The following is a 17,946-nucleotide window of genomic DNA, read 5'->3' on the forward strand; positions in this document are numbered from 1 at the left end:
AATAGAGTTTAGACTTTTGCATAAACCAGTAACTCTCAATATAGTATTTCAGCACACGACTGTAAGGTGTTAATTTCCAATTATTCATAATCGTTTATTTTGGTGCTAATCCCATGTCATCAAGTTTATACAAAATATCAGCTTTTTGTGTTCGAGCAATTTCTTGCCAATGTTTGTTTTCTCGAGCTCCTATAATGGCATAAATAGAGTTTAATCCCGTCCCTTTTACTTCTGCTTTAAGTCGCTTATATAATTGAAATGGATCAATTGCCATGAAATCATCCACTGAATAAATGCCTATTTCAGCAAATATTTCTTCACTGCGCGGGCCAAAGCCTTTTAAATCTCGGATTTGTTTTGGTTTACTATTTTTAGCCATTTTTATTGTCCATTTAATGCTATTTTCTTAATAACAAGGTTCATCCGTTTTATTCGGCTCTATAAAGTAGCTTAAGAAAGCAGCAAACACACTTAAAATCGCAGCTAATATAAATGTAATCTCGGCGTAATTGTTCCACATTGCGCCAACAATTAGGCTACCGATTGCACCGCCAGCGCCATAAGTTAACGCCATATAAAGGGCTTGGCCACGGCTTTGCTGATTAGCATTAAACGTTTGGCGAATAAATTTTTGAGCGGCAATATGATGTAAACCATAACTCAAAGCATGTATAGATTGCGCCATAACCAATAGCATGAAGGAATCAGAAAATTGGCCAATAATAAGCCATCTAAACGCGGTCAACACATAGCATATTACAAAAATAAACCGCAAAGCGTATTGCGTAATTAAGTGACCGGCTTTAATAAATAAAACAATTTCGCAAATAACTCCCACCGCAATTAAAAAGCCAATCTCAAAGCCAGTAAAGCCTCGTTCGATTAAATATATCGAGAAAAAACCATAATACGCAGCAAAACTTAGCTGTAATAAAAAACAAGATAGTAAAAATAATAAGATGGGTTTTTCACGTAAACGCGGTAATATTTTAGTTTGAACGGCAAGCGTTGCCGCTTTACTGACTCGTTCTGGTGGTAAACGCAAAGTGCTTAAAAAGAGCAAAGTTAATAAAAGGGATGTGATCCATTCAACCGATCGTGGAACCCCAATTAACTCGAAGGAAGAACCAGAAAGCACGACCAAAATAGTAAAACTGATACTGCCCCAAACCCGAGTTCGACTGTATAAATTAGCCCTACCTTTATAAGCAGCATGCGTGATTGATTCTAATTGCGGTAAAATGGCGGTCCAAAATAACGTAAAACCAAACAAACTGATAATCAAGACGGCAATATGATGACTAAACATTAAGGGTAAATAAAATATCAGGGCACAAAGTGCGCCCATTTGAATTATTTTACGTTTGTTTTGTTGTTTATCAGCGATACTGGCCCATAAAAACGGTCCAATGATCCGACCTAGTGTCATCATCGCTAAAAGCGCACCAACGACAATCGGAGCCAAACCCAATTGATTTAGGTATAAACCAAAATAATGAGCCACAACACCTAAAATAGCAAAGTATGAAAAATAGGTTTGTGATAAACGGCCAAATAATGAATTCATATTTTCTCTAACAAAAAAGCCGATTAGCGATGCTTAACGTTAATTAAGCATTTAATCGGCTTTTAAATTGGCTTTACTTTAATAACAAAGAGCAAAAGCTGACTTAACCTGAGCGCTAGGGCGTGTTTATCTTTGTCGTATCGATTTTGTTCAATTCCAAAGCGTTTTGATCGCGGCATTGGCTTGATGGCATAGTGGTTCTACGTCAAAAGCCAATAACAAAGAGCAAAGCGTTTTGGATTGAACCCAAAGGGCAGCGCATTTGCACTATTTCTACTATGTTGCCCCACATGGATGTGGGGTAAGGTGACTTTGCAGGAGCATAAAGTCTTTATCGCTCTTTTATGTAGAATGACTACACCGCAATCGCTCTGCCTTGTATAAATCGTGAAAATACGGCTGCAAAAGCATACACAAAAGATAAACACGCCCTAGCAAGCAAGCTACAGTCAAAGCTCAGGTTACTTAGTGTTAGCTTGTTTTTAAACTTTGCTAATATCTGGCGTGCTCACACTCACATCGGCATTTTGAGCGCGATGTCGTAACACATGATCCATTAATACAATCGCCAACATGCTTTCAGCAATGGGAACGGCACGGATCCCCACACACGGATCATGTCGCCCTTTAGTGATAACTTCTGTTGACTCACCATTAATATCAATTGTTTCACCCGGTACCGTTATACTTGAAGTCGGTTTCATCGCGATACTCGCGATAATATCTTGGCCACTTGAAATACCGCCTAACACACCACCCGCGTTATTAGATAAAAAGCCTTGTGGTGTCATAATGTCACGGTGTTCAGAGCCTTTTTGTGTTACCGATTCAAAGCCAGCGCCAACCTCAACCCCTTTAACGGCATTAATACTCATTAATGCATAGGCAATTTCAGCATCGAGTCGATCAAATACAGGCTCACCTAAACCAACAGGAACTTGAGTCGCCACGACGGTGACTTTAGCGCCAATTGAATCACCGGCTTTTATTAAATCGCGCATGTACGTATCAAGCGCTTCTAATTTGCTAGCATCAGGAAAGAAAAATGGGTTTTCACTCACTTGTGAAAAATCAACGGTTTCAGCCTTAATAGGACCTAATTGCGACAAGTAACCTTTTATTTCGATGCCATATTTTTGCATCAAGAATTTTTTAGCTATTGCACCGGCCGCAACACGCATGGCCGTTTCACGTGCACTTGAGCGTCCGCCACCCCGATAATCACGAATGCCATATTTATGATGGTAAGTATAATCCGCATGACCAGGTCTAAAGGTATCTTTAATTTTTGAATAATCTTTTGAACGCTGATCCGTATTTTCAATAACCATACCAATCGTCGTGCCCGTCGTTTGACCTTCAAACACACCCGATAAAATTTTAACTTGATCAGGTTCACGTCGTTGCGTTGTGTAACGAGACGTGCCCGGTTTACGACGATCTAACTCTATTTGAATTTCTTCTTCGGTGATTTCAACACCAGGAGGACAGCCATCAACGATACACCCTAACGCGCGGCCATGGCTTTCGCCAAATGTAGTTACTGTAAAAATTTTGCCAATTGTATTACCTGACACGTTACTCTACCCCTGTCTATTTATATAATTACCTTTAATCACCAGATCTCAAGCCTGGCTATAATTAAGGTCATAATTCAATCTGTTAAGATAAATAACTATCAAAACAGCGTTGTGTGTTTAAATTTAAATGCTCAAAAACACCTCAATTACTGAGGTAAATAGGCCTGTGCAATCGCATCTTTATATTGGATCAATTCTTCTTTTGTGATTAAGAAAACGCCATCACCGCCATTTTCAAAACTTAACCACGTAAAAGGAACATCAGGATAAGCAATCGGCATATGAACTTGTGAGTTACCCACTTCAACAATTAAAACGCCACCGTCATGTAAATGATCAGACGCCTGCACTAACATTCTGCGAACAATATCTAAACCATCTAATCCTGCGGCTAACCCAAGTTCAGGTTCACGACCAAACTCATCGGGTAAACTATCCATATCTTCTTGATCAACATACGGCGGATTACTCACAATAAGATCATATTTTTGACCTTGTAAACCATCAAATACATCCGACTGAATAGGAATAACTTGCTCATACATATTATGGTTATCAATATTGATTTCAGCTACATTTAAAGCGTCAATGGATATATCCACGGCATCAACTTCTGCATGAGGTAACGCATAAGCCATGGCGATAGCAATACAACCCGAACCGGTACATAAGTCGAGAGCTCGATGTACCTTAGTCGTGTCGACCCAAGGTGAAAATTGTTTTTCAATTAATTCAGCGAGTGGCGAGCGAGGCACCAATACACGCTCATCGACATAAAAAGACAAACCACAATACCAAGCTTGTTTAGTTAGGTAAGCAAGCGGTGTTTTATCATTAATACGACTCAAGGCCATATCAACAATGGTTTGGCGTTCAGATTGTGTTAAGCGTGCGGGATATAAATCTTTGCCACCGTCAACAGGTAAATTTACGGCAAAGCAAACAAGCGAGAAGGCTTCGTCCCATGCGTTATCGGTTCCGTGACCGAAAAACACATCATTTTCATTAAAACGCGATACAAGCCAACGAACCATATCAAATAAAGTTGATAGTTCACTGACAGCTTCTTGACACTGGTTTTGATTTAACATTTGGTATTCAGCTTTAATTGCAGATAATAGTGAGTGATTCCGATATAATAGTCGGCTTATTAAATTAACGAATGTTAATTTTCAGCCCAGTAAAATACGATCACAACGACTATGAGTTCTAAATATACGAATGACGACAGCGATATGGATCTATTCCGCCAAGAGATGGGTGGAATGCGTCAAATTAAGCAAGACAAGATACAACCAGAAACCGTTAGGAACAAGCAGAAAATAGCATTAGATATAGAAAAGCACGCTACTCGCGAAGCAACTTTTTATTTTTCCGATACCTTTGAACCTGCGATTGATTCCGACAGTGCGTTAAAATACGTACAAGCAGGTTTTGCCAACGACTTGGCAAAGCGTTTACGGCGAGGTGATTTTCAACCCAACTTGATTGCAGATATGCATGGCATGACACGTGAAAATGCAAAATTAGAACTCGCTGAACTCATTCATGTGGCCCAAAAAGAACATTGCCGGTGCATATGTATAGTGCACGGAATTGGCAGCGGGGTGTTAAAAAATAAAATACCTCATTGGCTAGTACAGCACCCTAAAATAGCAGCATTTCATCAAGCACCTTTAGAATTTGGGGGTAAAGGGGCTATTTTAGCGCTTGTAGATTTAGGCGAAGAAGAAGCATTTTTTTAAACCGGCCAAATGCGACGAAACCGCTACAATTAAAACCTTTCGTCGCTAACCAAATTAACACTGAAAACGCTTTATGATGCTTGTGCCGCATGATAAATTTGAGCAGGCGACGTAAAAGCAATGACATCGCCTTTACTGTCCCAATCGGCTAATTCAATCACCGAGCAACCGCCAGTAGAAAAAATAGGCCCGTAATCTGTTGTGAAGCATTCAACTAAAAAACTCACTAAAGGCAAATGAGACACCACAACCACCGTTTTAGCACCATCGGCATAAGCGCGAATAATAGCCTCCGCAATATCGGGAGCCGCATCAGGCGTTAATTCACTCAGAGAGTGCACAACATTTGCACCTACTTTTGCGTTCAACATAGTCGCCCACGTTTGTTGTGCTCGGATAAACGGGCTCACCAGTGCAACGTCAAAATGTCCAAAATGTTGTTCCAACAACCATTTAGAAACAGTTGATACTTCATCTACACCATTAGGTGTTAACTCACGTGTTTCATCATCGAGTTTATAAGGCCCGGCTTCGCCGTGTCGAACAATAACAAGCTGCATATTGTTTAACCTAAAATGTTAGAATTCTCATAATATTAATTATGAGTATAGAATACTATTGAGGTATTTAAGTTAAATCATACACATTTAAAATCATAGTAAAAAAAACGCTTTAAAATCTAAATGTGATACTTAAAACCTATATGATATACCGCTAGATTCCTAACTTTCAAAACCCCTCACATAGTCACAATAACAAATTAAATTATGTTTTTTTTATGTTAATTTCTGGTCATTATTTAAAAGTTTTTATAACATTTGCCGATACTAACAAAATACGTCAAATAGAGAATTATGCTGTAACTTAAACTAAACTGATAAATATTCGTTCTGGTATAAACCAGATGTTAAATGATTTAGGCAAAAATTTTTCACTAGTCGATAAATGGGTTAAGTCATTTGGGTATACAAAATAACTTGGGGTCAACAGTGCGCTTAACGAAAAAAGAGATAACAACAAAATGATCAAAAGCCCAAACGACCATAGAGAGTATCAATCGTTAACGTTAAAAAATGGCTTACGTATTTTACTGATACATGATGTTCAAAGTAGTAAAGGTGCGGCTTCACTTGTAGTGAATGCTGGACATTTTGATGATCCGAAAGATTGTGCAGGCTTAGCGCATTTTATGGAGCACATGTTATTTTTAGGTACAGAGTCTTACCCAGAAGCCGATGAATATCAAAAACTCATTAATCAGCACAGCGGTCATAATAACGCTTGGACATCTAGTCAGCATACCAATTTTTACCTTGATATCGATGCTAACGCTTTTGAAACAGCGCTCGCGTATTTTAGTCAGCTTTTTATTTGCCCTCTTTTCTCACAACATTACATCGATAAAGAACGTCACGCTATCGAGTCAGAATTTGAATTAAAACGTAAAGACGAATTACGCCGTTTATATGAGGTTCATAAAGAAACGTGTAACCCTCGGCACCCATTTAGTCAGTTTTCAGTGGGTAATTTATCAACGCTCGTCGATAAACCTAACTTGTCTTTAAAACAGCGTTTACAGCATTTTTTTAAAACACACTATACTGCCGGTAATATGACCCTTGTGTTAGCGGGGCCACATTCATTGCCTCAATTACACACACTGGCAACACACTATTTTGCAGCGATAAAACCAACAACCCAATCTAAAACCCCACTCACCGAGCCGCTCTATTTAGCATCGCATTTAGGTCAACATATCCAAGTCCAAACTCGTCGAGAAACCAATCAAATCATGCTCTCTTTTGCCTTTGGCGCAATGGATGATCGTTATCATGATAAAAGTATTGCTTATTTAAGTTATATGCTCGGACGAGAAGATGAAGGTAGTTTATTTAATTGCTTACGTGAAAAAGGCTATATTAATGGTTTATCGGCCGGCGGGGGCATTGACGGTTCAAATTTCAAAGATTTCAATATCAGTTTACAATTAACAGAGTCTGGCAAATCTAATTTAGACACACTCGTTAAGGCCGCATTTGCCTATATCCAATATTTAAAACATCAGCCCATTTGCGAATTCATCTATAGCGAGAAACAACGACTCGCTAAACTTGCATTTGAATATCAAGAGCAAGCTAAATTACTTGATATTGTGAGCCACCTCGCTTTAAAAATGCACACAATACCCACTCAAGATTTATTGATCAGTGATTATTTAATGACCGGGCTAGATAAAGACTGGTTAACCGCACATTTCGACTTATTAACCCCACAAAATATGCGGTTGGTACAATTATCACATGAATCGCTTGAGCCAAATTGCACGGTTAGCCCTTGGTATAACACGCCTTATACAATTACCCCCTTCTCAAAGCAACAATACATAAAATGGCAACCAATAAGCTTAGGCGCATTAAAACAATATCAATTCACATTACCGCAAGCTAACCCTTATGTCGCCGATAGAGTGACGCCTTTTATAGCAGAGGCACAATCGTCAGCTCATCCAGAACATTTTATCCATGAACATGGGCTTAAATTTTGGTACAAGCAAGATACTTTATATACGATGCCTAAAGGGCATATTTATGTATCATTTGATTTAGAGAATAGTCAAGGTAGCCTTTCTAAAAATGCGTACACACGTTTATTTATTGAATTGTTTTTAGATAAAATAGAAACCCAATTTTATGCAGCCGCAACGGCGGGTGTCAGTTATCATATTTATCCTCACCAAACCGGTTTAACTCTGCACATATCCGGTTTTTCAGATAAACAATTAATACTCCTTAACAATATATTAGATTCGCTTAATCACTTTACGCTGTGTCAGGCACGCTTTGATGAAGTTAAACACCAGTTACAACAAAGTTGGCGTAATAGTAACAAGGGTAAACCTATATCCATGTTATTTAACCAGCTTAATAACTTGTTGCAAAATAATCAGTACTCGGTTATTGATATGGCAGACTCATTAGAATCTGTCTCATTAACTGAATTTCAGCATTTCAGTGAAACGCTATTTAGTAAAGTTTGTATTGAAGCACTCGCTTATGGTGACTTTTCATTGCAATGTGCTGACAACATCGCCGCAACACTTAAAACATTTATAGCTCAAGCTCAAGCCACAGATGAGATTGCCCGCCAAGTTTATATTTTAAATCAGCACGAGCAACAGCATTTAGTCGCACCCGTTAAAAGTGAACACTGTCTTATTACGTATTACCAAGCAACCGATGATAGCCTAGAATCAACCGCGTTATTTACCTTAGCGAATCAAATTATCTCACAGGCCTTTTTTCATTCGTTACGTACAGAGCAACAAATCGGTTATATGCTGGGCACAAGTTATATGCCAATCAATCAATTACCGGGTTTAATAACTTATGTGCAATCCAGTACCACAGAGCCGCAAGATATCTTGCAGGCTATAGATGCCTTTTTTGTTGAGTTACCCGAGCAACTGACAGAAATGGGAGCTGAGCTTTTTGATCATATTAAGCAAGGGTTAGCTCAACAGTTGTTAGATAAAGACACAAGTATGCGCGTAACGGCACAACGCTTTTGGTTAGCAATAGGCTTAAAAGATGAAACGTTTATAAAAAAACAGCAAATAGCGAAAAGCATCTTGAATATTGAATTTTCGACACTGTATGACTTTATGGTTAACCAACTCGTTAATCACTCACAACAAACCAGGTTAGTTATTAGTTCTGCTCCACTCAACCAAGACAACGCTAACGTATCGACGATAGAAAGCATTGCCGCATTTCAACAATCTGCTCAAGCGTTCGAGTTTTAATCTTTTGAACGTTTTTTAAGGCTTGCCTTTAAAGAGCGTTCAAAACGTTTTTCCGCTCCTCTTTTGTATAACTTAGCTGATACGCCCCAAACCACACCCAACACAACAAAAATCCAAGTAAACGGACTGGTTAAAGGCGATTGACTACCTGTCGAACTTTTAAATAAAAAAGCGCCTTCATTCATTAATAATCTAACGAGCCATGCTGCAAAAAAAATCACCGCGACAATTAAAAGCGCCAACAAAACCTGTTTAACAAATTTATTCATTTTTTATTGGCCAACTCGGCCAAGCGCTCAGCTAAATAAGACGCTTGTGTATAACGATCGGATAACACCACCTCGCTGCGCGGATGTAAAAATAAGGGTAGCGACACACGTGATTTATTAGCAAGTTCAACCGGATTAACAACACGATGACTTGTCGAAGGATAATAACCTTGTGAAGCTTCTTGTAACATATCACCAATATTAATGACCAAACTACCAAAATCATTAGGCACATCGCACCACTGGCCTTGTTTATCTTTAACTTGTAAACCGGGTTCAGTTGCTGCGGGTAAAATAGTTAATAAGTTAATGTCTTCATGAGCGGCGGCTCTAACAGCTCCAGCTTTTACATTAGCAAAATCATTCGGTTGTAAGGGGGGATAATGTAAAACACGTAACAAGGTATTAGGCGTATCAGCTATCATACTCGGTAAAGGTTCTGAATAAGCACGTTTGATATGATCAGGCGTGTACCTTTCAACCCAAGAAAGTAATTCTGCCGCTAATGACGAAGCCAGATCGTAATACGCCAGTATTTCATTTTTTAAAGCAGTCGGTATACGCCCCCAAGGGTAAACATGGTAATACTCTTTAATATCGGCAACCGTTTGACCTTTAGCTGATTCAGCTTGTGCGAGTGAAAAGTAGCCATCATAGTTGCTGCGATCGTATTCAAAATCGTGTTTATGCTCACTATTAAAAAAAGCCTGCCAATGCTGATAAATGGCAGCGACATGTGCTTGCGGAATAGGATGATTTATCAATACGCCAAAGCCAGTTTCGTGCAAAGATTGCGTAAACAATTCGGGGGCATTTTTTGAGCGATAATCAACGGTTTTTACAGCCACTTAAAGCCTTAAATATCGGTTATTATAAACATGAGGTAAATAGTAACACAGCTTTTGTTATAGGGTCGACTACCATCAAAAACGCATTATTCATCAAGATTTAAGTTTAAACTCGCCCACTAATGCATCTAATTCACCCGCATCATTAACTAAGCCTTTATTAACCTCAACAATCATTTGTATGCAGTGCGTTATTTGATCGGTTGCGGTTTTTAAATTGAGTGAACTCTGGTTAATATCTTTTGCAACCATACTTTGCTCTTCAGTGGCGGTGGCCACTTGAGCATTTTGTTCATTAATTTGTTCAATCGACTTTTGAATGTGATCCAACATCTCACCGGCTTGCACAATCATATCAACCGCTTCTTGTGCACCTTTTTGGCTTTGATCCATGACATTAACAGAATCGGTCGCACCTTGCTGCAATGCTTTAATCATGGTGTTAATTTCTTCTGTCGATGATTGTGTTTTCTGAGCTAACGATCTCACTTCTTCGGCCACAACCGAAAAACCTCGACCATGTTCACCCGCTCTAGCCGCTTCAATAGCGGCGTTTAATGCCAGTAAATTAGTTTGATCGGCAATACTGGTTATAACTTCCAGTACCGAAGAAATTTTCAATACCTCAGACTGTAAATGATTTATCGTATCACTGGCATTGCTTACATCTTTCGCTAGCGAATCTATTTTATTAATAGTTTCAAATACAAAATCACGCCCTTTATGCGCAGCGTCACCGGCTTGGCTTGTCGCATGCGACGCCGTTTCTGCATTATTCGCCACTTCTGCCACGGTCGAGGCCATTTGTTGAGTCGCAGAAGCCACTAAAGCGGTTTGTTCTTGCTGATTTTCAACATCCGTTAATGAAGCTTGCACGCTTTTTTCTACCGCATCCGATGCACTTTGAATATGTTGGTTAGCTGAGTTAATGCGTAAAATTTTCTGATTTAGCTGTTCTGCTATTTCGTTAAGGTGAGTGCCTATTTCACCTAGAGAATCTTTAGATTGAATATCTAACGTGACACTCAAATTCCCTTCTGCCACTAATAGGCTATAAGCACTGACTTGATCGACATTTTTACGAATTGAATAAGCAATACTCGCTAACGAATAAAAAGCAAAAACACCTAAAAAGATAAACAATATGACTGCAAAATATTGCGTATTTTGTTGGGCCGTCAAGCGCACCTCAATCTTATTGATAATCCGTTCTTGAGCTAACGCTAATATCGTTTGTAACGCTTTATCCGCGTCATCAATTCGATTTTGTAAGTTTTGACTCGATACATTGATCGTATCGGGATCAAGAATATCGCTTTTAACAAACTCAGTGTATTTTTTAATCGTCTCGGTAGGTAGCCTCAAACGAGAAGCGATTTGATTATTTGCACTTTTAACAATATCAATGTTTTGTTCAACTTCATCAATTAACCGCATGACTTGGTTTTGTATATCAGTCAGTAGTAAATAACTTTGCGGGGTAAACCGCCCTTGCGCTACGGTCTCTTTGGCCTGCTTATTTAATACATTAACGAGATGTTGCAACTTAGGGTGTTCGATAAAAGCAATTTCAATTAAAAAATTAGACTCTTTATCCGCATCTGATTTTAAGCCTGATATGGCTAAAACCTCACGATTAACCCTAAAAAGTGCTTCAAATACGGATTCAGGGGTTGCTTTATTTACAAAGGCTTGCACATTAGAAGTTGCTGTCGACGAAATAACTAAATCATGAGTTGTTAAAAAAGCAGTGAATGATTGCCAAGTCGACCGATTGAGTTCCCGCTCGTTATATAATAAGGCTTTTAACGCATTAATGGCTTCAATACCATGCTGCTCAATTTTTAAATCTTGGATACGATGCGAAGTAGACTGATATATATGACTACCAGCATAAATTAAGGTAACAGCAAACAAAATCGCGATTAAACTGAACTTCGCTGAAAATGAATATCGATTTGCTAATTTCATGCCGAGTGAAAAAAATGCCATACAAGTTCCTTGTTAAACAAAATAAGAATGATTCATCTGCCCCAAGTGACATAAAAATACCGCAGCACAGTGATGCAACAGTAAAGTCACTTATACTATATAGACCGACTTAAACCCAAGATAGATTCATAAAAAAGGCTTTTAACTCAATTAGGGCGTGTTTATCTTTTGTGTATGCTTTTGCAGCCGTATTTGCACGATTTATAAAAGGCAGAGCGATTGCGGTGTGTTTATTCTACATAAAAGAGCGATAAAGACTTTATGCTCCTGCAAAGTCACCTTACCCCACATCCATGTGGGGCAAAGACTTTATGCTCCTGCAAAGTCACCTTACCCCACATCCATGTGGGGCAACATAGTAGAAATCGTGCAAATGCGCTGCCCTTTGGGTTCAATCCAAAACGTTTTGCGCTTTGTTATTGGCTTTTGACGTAGAACCACTATGCCATCAAGCCAATGCCGCGATCAAAACGCGTTGGAATTGAACAAAATCTATACGACAAAGGTAAACACGCCCTAGTAACCGTAACCTTAAGCTTAAACTCATTTAATGACAAAATAAAAAACACGTCAAATGACGTGTTTTAAAAGCTTTATTTAACTATTCAGTGTTAATGTTAAGTTAAGCTCAATTACATTAAAAATGCACATCAATTTTAGCTGCTGTTTTTACCGCTTGCTCAATAGCCAGTTCAATTGCATCACTGCGTTTTAACACCACACCTAAACGACGACGCCCCTTAATTTCAGGTTTACCAAACAGTCTTATTTGCGTCTGTGGTTGCGCTAATGCGTTATCTAATCCAGTATAGCGAATATTATTTGATTCACCTTCACGTAATATAACGGCTGAAGCACTCGGCCCGTACTGTTCAATTGAATATATGGGTAAACCCAAAATAGCCCTAGCATGTAATGCAAATTCAGATAAATCTTGAGATATCAAGGTAACCAACCCCGTATCATGCGGACGTGGCGAAACTTCACTAAAAATGACCTCATCGCCTTTAACAAAAAGTTCAACGCCAAATAAACCATAGCCGCCTAAAGCATTCACAACTTTTTTAGCAACAAGTTGAGCTTGCGCTATTGCTTGTACCGACATGGCAGCAGGTTGCCATGATTCTCGATAATCGCCATCTTCTTGACGATGACCAATAGGCTGACAATAATGAATACCATCAGACGCTTGTATCGTTAACAGCGTGATCTCATAATCAAAATCAACAAAGCCTTCGACAATCACTTTACCTTGCCCTGCTCGGCCCCCCTCTTGTGCATACTGCCAGGCTTGTTCAATATCTTCAGACGTTTTAACCAGCGATTGCCCTTTACCCGATGAACTCATTATCGGTTTAACGACACAAGGCAGGCCAATTTCAGTGATGGCATCACAAAACGCATCATAGGTCGCCGCAAAAATATAAGGTGATGTGGGTATGGCTAATGTTTCGGCAGCAAGACGACGTATACCTTCACGGTTCATTGTTAGTTGGGTTGCTTTAGCACTCGGAATGATATTAAAACCTTCGGTTTCGAGTTCGGCGAGCATGTCGGTTGCAATTGCTTCAATTTCAGGAACAATTAAATCGGGTTTTTCGGTTTCAATTAACGCTCTTAAAGCTGCCCCATCTAGCATGTTTACAACGTACGCGCGATGAGCCACTTGCATAGCAGGCGCGTTGGCATATCGATCAACACCAATAACTTCAACACCTAAACGCTGTAATTCAATAACGACTTCTTTGCCTAATTCTCCACAACCTAGCATCATCACTTTCGTTGCAGAAGTCGAACAAGCGGTACCTAACATGAACACTCCAAACTGAATAAATAATTATAAAGTTATGATACCTAAATTTGCAAAATGGATACATATAAACTTTAAGTTTGAACAGAACAATTTCACCCATAAACAGCAGCAGCGTTTTTGATAACCCAAGACAACATTTATTAATTAATATCACTTTATCAACTACTTATTTATGAGATAGCAACTATAGTGAAATAATTAAAATAAAATGGAGTTTAGTCATGCTTAACGATCACGCGCTTAACAATCAAACCTCAACAATAAAACGGCGACGCCCTGTTAATTGCAGACCCAGTATTATCGATATCGAAGCATCAGGTTTTGGTGCAGATAGCTATCCAATTGAAATAGGCTTGATTTTAAGTAATGGCGATAAATATTGTAGTTTAATTTCACCTTGTGCTGATTGGCAGCACTGGGATGAATCAGCGGAAAGTGTGCATGGAATATCTAAAAATATGCTCAAAGAATATGGTCGACATGTAAAAGATGTCGCCGAAACCCTTAATACCCTGCTAGCGGGGCAAGTTATCTATAGTGATGGCTGGGTGGTTGATCAAATATGGTTAAACCGATTGTTTTATGCCGCGAATTTAAGACCGACTTTTACTTTTAGTGCACTTGAAAATATCTTAAACGAACAACAAATGGATATATGGCACCCGATAAAACAAAACGTAACAAGTGAACTCGCTTTACAACGTCACCGTGCATCAAACGATGCGGTGATCATTCAAGAAACCTTTGCTCGCTCCCAGCAAAAAAGTATTCAAATAACAGATCAAGCAAATCTAAAAACACAAACAATGTTGAATTAATATATTCGCCCTCCCAGCTCTAATTGCGTGAGATACACTCGCATATCAAACTCTAATTGATGATAATTAGGTAACATGTATTCGCATAAACGATAAAACGCTTTATTGTGCTCTTTCTCTTTCAGATGCGCTAATTCATGTACAACAATCATATTTAAAAATGGTTCTGGTGATTCTTGAAACACGCTGCTCACACGCAATTCATTTTTACTCTTTAATTTACTACCCTGCACCCGCGACACATAGGTATGCAAACCCAACGCATTATTAACAACATGAATTTTTTTATCGTAAATAATCTTGCTTAAGTTACTCGATTTTTTTAAATATTGATTTTTAATTGCTAACACGTAGCGATGTAAATCACTGTCTTTGGTATAAGTATGCGGTTCAGGGTATTTTTTACGTAGAAAATCAGCTAGTTTATTATCATCAATAAGGTGCTGAATTTGAGCTTGCAATGAAGCGGGGTAAGCATTTAAATATTTTAACGAAGCAGACATAAAATAGACTAAGCAGATTGAATTAGCTCATCATACAAAAGTTCGATTAAAACACCTAATTTACTAATGATGTTCATTTATTCTAAATTAACTTCAAGATACAGGGTAAAAGCTAAAAACAAGAACAAACGAAATTAAAGTCGTTTTACTAGAAGTTGTTTTTTAAACGCGGTTATCGAGTTATAGTCAAAGCGATCGGGTTTTAGGGGCAGGTTTCTAGTTCCAGACGAAACCTAAGTTCTTACATCCATGTCAGCAAAGCCGTCAAAGCTACCGCGTCCTGCTCTCGCCCCTTACCTGCATCCATGCAGGCAAGCTTCGAGACGCCATGAGCATATGCTCTACTATGTGATTGGGGCCGCCTAAATGGATTTAGGTGTTAGAACGACGCTGGAGCCAAAGTCGAGAGTAAGCGCTAACAATGAACCATAAAACCTGAGCGAGAAGACTATATTTAACCCCAAAATGGCCAACGATTAACCGCGATGAGTATAACAGCTTAGGTATATAATGTAGCGCTAAATAGAAACGCCATATTGTTCTTTTTGTAATGCGAGGTAATGCTGCAAGCTTAAATTATCTTGCGTTTTAAATTGCTGATCAGTGTGGGTTAATCGTTGAATGCGATCAAGCCTAAATAAACGATAATCTTGTCGTTTGGTACACCATGCCAGAAGGGTCCATGTTTTACCCCAATATATTAAGCCTAAAGGCCAAATCACGCGTTCTGTTTCATTACCTTTTTCATCAGTATAATTAAGGTTTATAACTTGTTGTACTTTAATAGCAGCCGAAACTTGCTGATTATAGGTTTTAGAATCGTCTTCATCAAATTTAGGCACAATCAACCACTCAGGCTGTTGTACGGATTGCCGGTGTAATTTCTCGGGCAATACGGCATGTATTTTAGCTAAAGCAGAAGTAACAGCCGAAGCCATTTGTTTATTTCCCCAGCTTTCGACCATTTTAGCCCCCAAAAGCAACGCTTCAATTTCAGGTTCATCAAACATAATGGGCGGTATAGTAAAATGCGGTTGTAAACGATAGCCAACCCCTGTTTCCGATTCGATGGGGATCCCAGATAACGATAACGCTTGAATATCGCGGTAAATGGTTCGTTCAGACACTTCAAGCAATTCAGCTAACTGTATAGCGGTTACCACGGTTCGCTTACTACGAAGATAAGTTAAAATTTGAAATAATCGTTCTGCTTTTCTCATCGGTTAACCTTGTACCGTTATACCCTTTTTTACATACCTAAAACACAAAAAGAGTACATACGTACTCTTCACCGATATAAACTAATACCAATTAATATAAATAAGTGCTCTCTCAGAATGCATCCAGCGGTTTTTGAACAAGGCGTCGGTGTACAGGAATGGTTGTTCCCTTTCAAATACCGATAACGCAGGCCAAAAGCCGCTGGGGCATTCCTTTCAGGCGAGTTTTAAATCCGCTTACTCTGTGTTGCTCGAACTCAAAAGAGCACCACTAATCTTTCATTTAAGCGCATTTAAACGCTCGCTGAGTGGGCACTTATTATTACGGATTGGTATAAACTGAACTTTGGCTAACAAATTGCTCTCTAGGGGGATTTAGCCTTGAAAAAACGAAAACCCCGACTAGAGAATATACCCAAATTTAACCAAGCCCAGAGCCTATACTAAGCTTCACAAGACATAACTTCAGCAATAGCTGACATATGACGCATAGTGACTGATTCCATATTGGTTACATTCATTAATGCTTCACACGCTTTTGATGAAGTAAAGGCATCAGCCGCATTTTTAGCACTTTGCATATCTTGCCAATAAACAATATCGTACATCAACCCCGTTTCATCTTCACTCATCGAGCGATACAAAAAACCAGGTTGAACCTTTAAAAAAGCATTAACATCGGTATTAATAGGTTCAAGATCAGATTGACTACACTCAGGTTTTAATTGATAAGTAACGAGTTCAATTGTCGTAGTTGTCATTATTATTCCTTAATTTTGTTTGATTTAAAATACGGTCGATAAGTGGAGCTAAGACCCAAACTTTTCAACGCGGCCATAATAAATGCCCCTTACTGACAGCGTGTTGTCAGTAGGGATTAATATAAAAACAAAAAAGGAACATATCGATAAAGATGCAAAAACGACTAATTTGTCTTTTTACGGTAACTTGTTAATTCAGCTTTTAACCAATCTCTACTTTTGATAGGGCTTTTATCCGGGCAATGGATCAAATAATACTGTCCCGACATTTTACTTTTTGTAGCCGAATACTTAATAAAATCTTCCGTTGACTCAATATCATCTAAATAATAATCATACTTCTTTTTAATATGAGCAACGGCTTCAATTCCCGTATGCATATCACCATTTCGTTCATACCGACAGTCTGTAGAGCCTACATAACTTAATAAATGATTAATCTCCGTCTGCATATCGGCAAAAACGACCGAGCTAAAAAAGAGAAAACTACTACACAACAATTTAATTTTCATTTTTATTCTTGTCCTTAATATTTGAATAGTTAAGCATGCCATTATCGCATCAATGTGCCACTTAAAGGTATATACCTAATTTGCATCGCTATTGATGAATTGAGCCACTTGTTGTTAACGTTCGCGCTCAGTCTTTAACGCATTTAATAAAATAAAACTTAAACCGATTATAGGTATATTAGTGGTAACGGGGTTAAACGCTTCAATCAGTAACTGAGGCTGTAACAATCCAACAAAAGATAACAGGCCGAACAACCCTAAAATATTGACTATTACAATGAGCTTTTTTTATAAAACACAAATAAAACCAAGCCAAATATAATTTCACTTACGCCAGCGAATTTAATTATAAAATACGAGACATCATCATTAAAACCAGACTAGCAGTCATTAATTTTTCTAACGGTGATATTTGAATTATTTTGGGAAACAACCCGTGATATATCCAACTGAAACTAACAATATATCTTGCTATTTGTATTGATGACAATTCGTTTTTCCTGTCTATATTAAACC

The 17,946-nt window shown here is 38.5% G+C and carries 16 protein-coding genes and 1 pseudogene; 3 read left to right on the forward strand and 14 right to left on the reverse strand.

Annotated features, from left to right (window positions below):
• Positions 1-94: 94 nt before the first annotated feature.
• From DPX34_RS03835 to prmB, 4 genes are all read right to left on the reverse strand, one after another.
• Positions 95-379, reverse strand: a complete 285-nt coding sequence (locus DPX34_RS03835) for a TfoX/Sxy family DNA transformation protein (protein WP_111977097.1) — start codon at positions 377-379, stop codon at positions 95-97.
• A 27-nt stretch (positions 380-406) separates the two neighbouring features.
• Positions 407-1,567: an MFS transporter gene (locus DPX34_RS03840; RefSeq protein WP_111977098.1), complete on the reverse strand. Its 1,161-nt coding sequence runs from the start codon at positions 1,565-1,567 to the stop codon at positions 407-409.
• A 482-nt stretch (positions 1,568-2,049) separates the two neighbouring features.
• Entirely contained in the window at positions 2,050-3,144 is a 1,095-nt protein-coding gene (aroC, locus tag DPX34_RS03845; RefSeq protein WP_111977099.1) for a chorismate synthase, read from the reverse strand.
• A 149-nt stretch (positions 3,145-3,293) separates the two neighbouring features.
• Complete coding sequence (gene prmB / locus DPX34_RS03850) at positions 3,294-4,238, reverse strand: 50S ribosomal protein L3 N(5)-glutamine methyltransferase (RefSeq protein ID WP_111977100.1); 945 nt, start codon at positions 4,236-4,238, stop codon at positions 3,294-3,296.
• A 111-nt stretch (positions 4,239-4,349) separates the two neighbouring features.
• On the opposite strand from prmB, the gene smrB reads away from it, so the two are divergent.
• Positions 4,350-4,892, forward strand: coding sequence for an endonuclease SmrB (gene smrB / locus DPX34_RS03855; RefSeq protein ID WP_111977101.1), 543 nt, complete (start codon positions 4,350-4,352; stop codon positions 4,890-4,892).
• A gap of 71 nt (positions 4,893-4,963) precedes the next feature.
• Here the strand turns inward: smrB and sixA are convergent, their stop codons facing one another.
• Positions 4,964-5,452: a phosphohistidine phosphatase SixA gene (gene sixA, locus DPX34_RS03860; protein WP_111977102.1), complete on the reverse strand. Its 489-nt coding sequence runs from the start codon at positions 5,450-5,452 to the stop codon at positions 4,964-4,966.
• Positions 5,453-5,913: 461 nt separating this feature from the next.
• On the opposite strand from sixA, the gene DPX34_RS03865 reads away from it, so the two are divergent.
• Positions 5,914-8,694 carry an insulinase family protein gene (locus DPX34_RS03865; RefSeq protein WP_111977103.1) on the forward strand — a complete coding sequence of 927 codons (2,781 nt, stop codon included), beginning with the start codon at positions 5,914-5,916 and terminating at the stop codon, positions 8,692-8,694.
• On the opposite strand, the gene DPX34_RS03870 is transcribed toward DPX34_RS03865, so the two are convergent.
• The 4 genes from DPX34_RS03870 to purT form a co-directional block, all read right to left on the reverse strand.
• The gene (locus tag DPX34_RS03870; protein ID WP_111977104.1) at positions 8,691-8,963 is read right to left on the reverse strand and encodes a hypothetical protein; all 273 of its coding nucleotides are present in this window, start codon (positions 8,961-8,963) and stop codon (positions 8,691-8,693) included. The two genes, DPX34_RS03865 and DPX34_RS03870, sit on opposite strands and share 4 nt — an antisense overlap.
• Positions 8,960-9,811 carry a 2OG-Fe(II) oxygenase family protein gene (locus tag DPX34_RS03875; protein ID WP_111977105.1) on the reverse strand — a complete coding sequence of 284 codons (852 nt, stop codon included), beginning with the start codon at positions 9,809-9,811 and terminating at the stop codon, positions 8,960-8,962. The genes DPX34_RS03870 and DPX34_RS03875 overlap by 4 nt, the downstream gene beginning before the upstream one ends.
• 93 nt (positions 9,812-9,904) lie before the next feature.
• Entirely contained in the window at positions 9,905-11,803 is a 1,899-nt protein-coding gene (locus DPX34_RS03880) for a methyl-accepting chemotaxis protein (RefSeq protein WP_111977106.1), read from the reverse strand.
• 637 nt (positions 11,804-12,440) lie between these two features.
• A complete protein-coding gene (gene purT, locus DPX34_RS03885; protein ID WP_111977107.1) occupies positions 12,441-13,616 on the reverse strand; it encodes a formate-dependent phosphoribosylglycinamide formyltransferase in 1,176 nt (391 codons plus the stop codon).
• Between the two features lie 221 nt (positions 13,617-13,837).
• On the opposite strand from purT, the gene DPX34_RS03890 reads away from it, so the two are divergent.
• Entirely contained in the window at positions 13,838-14,434 is a 597-nt protein-coding gene (locus tag DPX34_RS03890; RefSeq protein WP_111977108.1) for a 3'-5' exonuclease, read from the forward strand.
• Here DPX34_RS03890 and DPX34_RS03895 read toward each other — a convergent pair.
• From DPX34_RS03895 to DPX34_RS03915, 5 genes and pseudogenes are all read right to left on the reverse strand, one after another.
• On the reverse strand, positions 14,431-14,937 hold the full coding sequence (locus DPX34_RS03895; protein ID WP_111977109.1) for a M48 family metallopeptidase: 507 nt from the start codon (positions 14,935-14,937) through the stop codon (positions 14,431-14,433). The genes DPX34_RS03890 and DPX34_RS03895 overlap by 4 nt on opposite strands.
• A 518-nt stretch (positions 14,938-15,455) precedes the next feature.
• Entirely contained in the window at positions 15,456-16,157 is a 702-nt protein-coding gene (locus DPX34_RS03900; RefSeq protein ID WP_111977110.1) for a helix-turn-helix transcriptional regulator, read from the reverse strand.
• Between the two features lie 443 nt (positions 16,158-16,600).
• Entirely contained in the window at positions 16,601-16,918 is a 318-nt protein-coding gene (locus DPX34_RS03905; RefSeq protein ID WP_111977111.1) for a hypothetical protein, read from the reverse strand.
• 164 nt (positions 16,919-17,082) lie between these two features.
• Positions 17,083-17,430, reverse strand: coding sequence for a DUF5329 family protein (locus DPX34_RS03910; RefSeq protein ID WP_111977112.1), 348 nt, complete (start codon positions 17,428-17,430; stop codon positions 17,083-17,085).
• A 114-nt stretch (positions 17,431-17,544) separates the two neighbouring features.
• Positions 17,545-17,938: pseudogene (locus DPX34_RS03915) on the reverse strand (DoxX-like family protein).
• Between the last annotated feature and the right edge of the window lie 8 nt (positions 17,939-17,946).

The organism is Algibacillus agarilyticus, from assembly GCF_003286125.1.
Lineage (GTDB): Bacteria > Pseudomonadota > Gammaproteobacteria > Enterobacterales > Alteromonadaceae > Algibacillus > Algibacillus agarilyticus.

Bases quoted from the DNA above. Each gene is read 5' to 3' on its own strand.
- DPX34_RS03835 (WP_111977097.1), bottom strand. From the start codon at position 379: ATGGCTAAAAATAGTAAACCAAAACAAATCCGAGATTTAAAAGGCTTT.
- DPX34_RS03840 (WP_111977098.1), bottom strand. From the start codon at position 1,567: ATGAATTCATTATTTGGCCGTTTATCACAAACCTATTTTTCATACTTT.
- prmB (WP_111977100.1), bottom strand. From the start codon at position 4,238: ATGTTAAATCAAAACCAGTGTCAAGAAGCTGTCAGTGAACTATCAACT.
- smrB (WP_111977101.1), top strand. From the start codon at position 4,350: ATGAGTTCTAAATATACGAATGACGACAGCGATATGGATCTATTCCGC.
- sixA (WP_111977102.1), bottom strand. From the start codon at position 5,452: ATGCAGCTTGTTATTGTTCGACACGGCGAAGCCGGGCCTTATAAACTC.
- DPX34_RS03865 (WP_111977103.1), top strand. From the start codon at position 5,914: ATGATCAAAAGCCCAAACGACCATAGAGAGTATCAATCGTTAACGTTA.
- DPX34_RS03870 (WP_111977104.1), bottom strand. From the start codon at position 8,963: ATGAATAAATTTGTTAAACAGGTTTTGTTGGCGCTTTTAATTGTCGCG.
- DPX34_RS03880 (WP_111977106.1), bottom strand. From the start codon at position 11,803: ATGGCATTTTTTTCACTCGGCATGAAATTAGCAAATCGATATTCATTT.
- purT (WP_111977107.1), bottom strand. From the start codon at position 13,616: ATGTTAGGTACCGCTTGTTCGACTTCTGCAACGAAAGTGATGATGCTA.
- DPX34_RS03890 (WP_111977108.1), top strand. From the start codon at position 13,838: ATGCTTAACGATCACGCGCTTAACAATCAAACCTCAACAATAAAACGG.
- DPX34_RS03895 (WP_111977109.1), bottom strand. From the start codon at position 14,937: ATGTCTGCTTCGTTAAAATATTTAAATGCTTACCCCGCTTCATTGCAA.
- DPX34_RS03900 (WP_111977110.1), bottom strand. From the start codon at position 16,157: ATGAGAAAAGCAGAACGATTATTTCAAATTTTAACTTATCTTCGTAGT.
- DPX34_RS03905 (WP_111977111.1), bottom strand. From the start codon at position 16,918: ATGACAACTACGACAATTGAACTCGTTACTTATCAATTAAAACCTGAG.
- DPX34_RS03910 (WP_111977112.1), bottom strand. From the start codon at position 17,430: ATGAAAATTAAATTGTTGTGTAGTAGTTTTCTCTTTTTTAGCTCGGTC.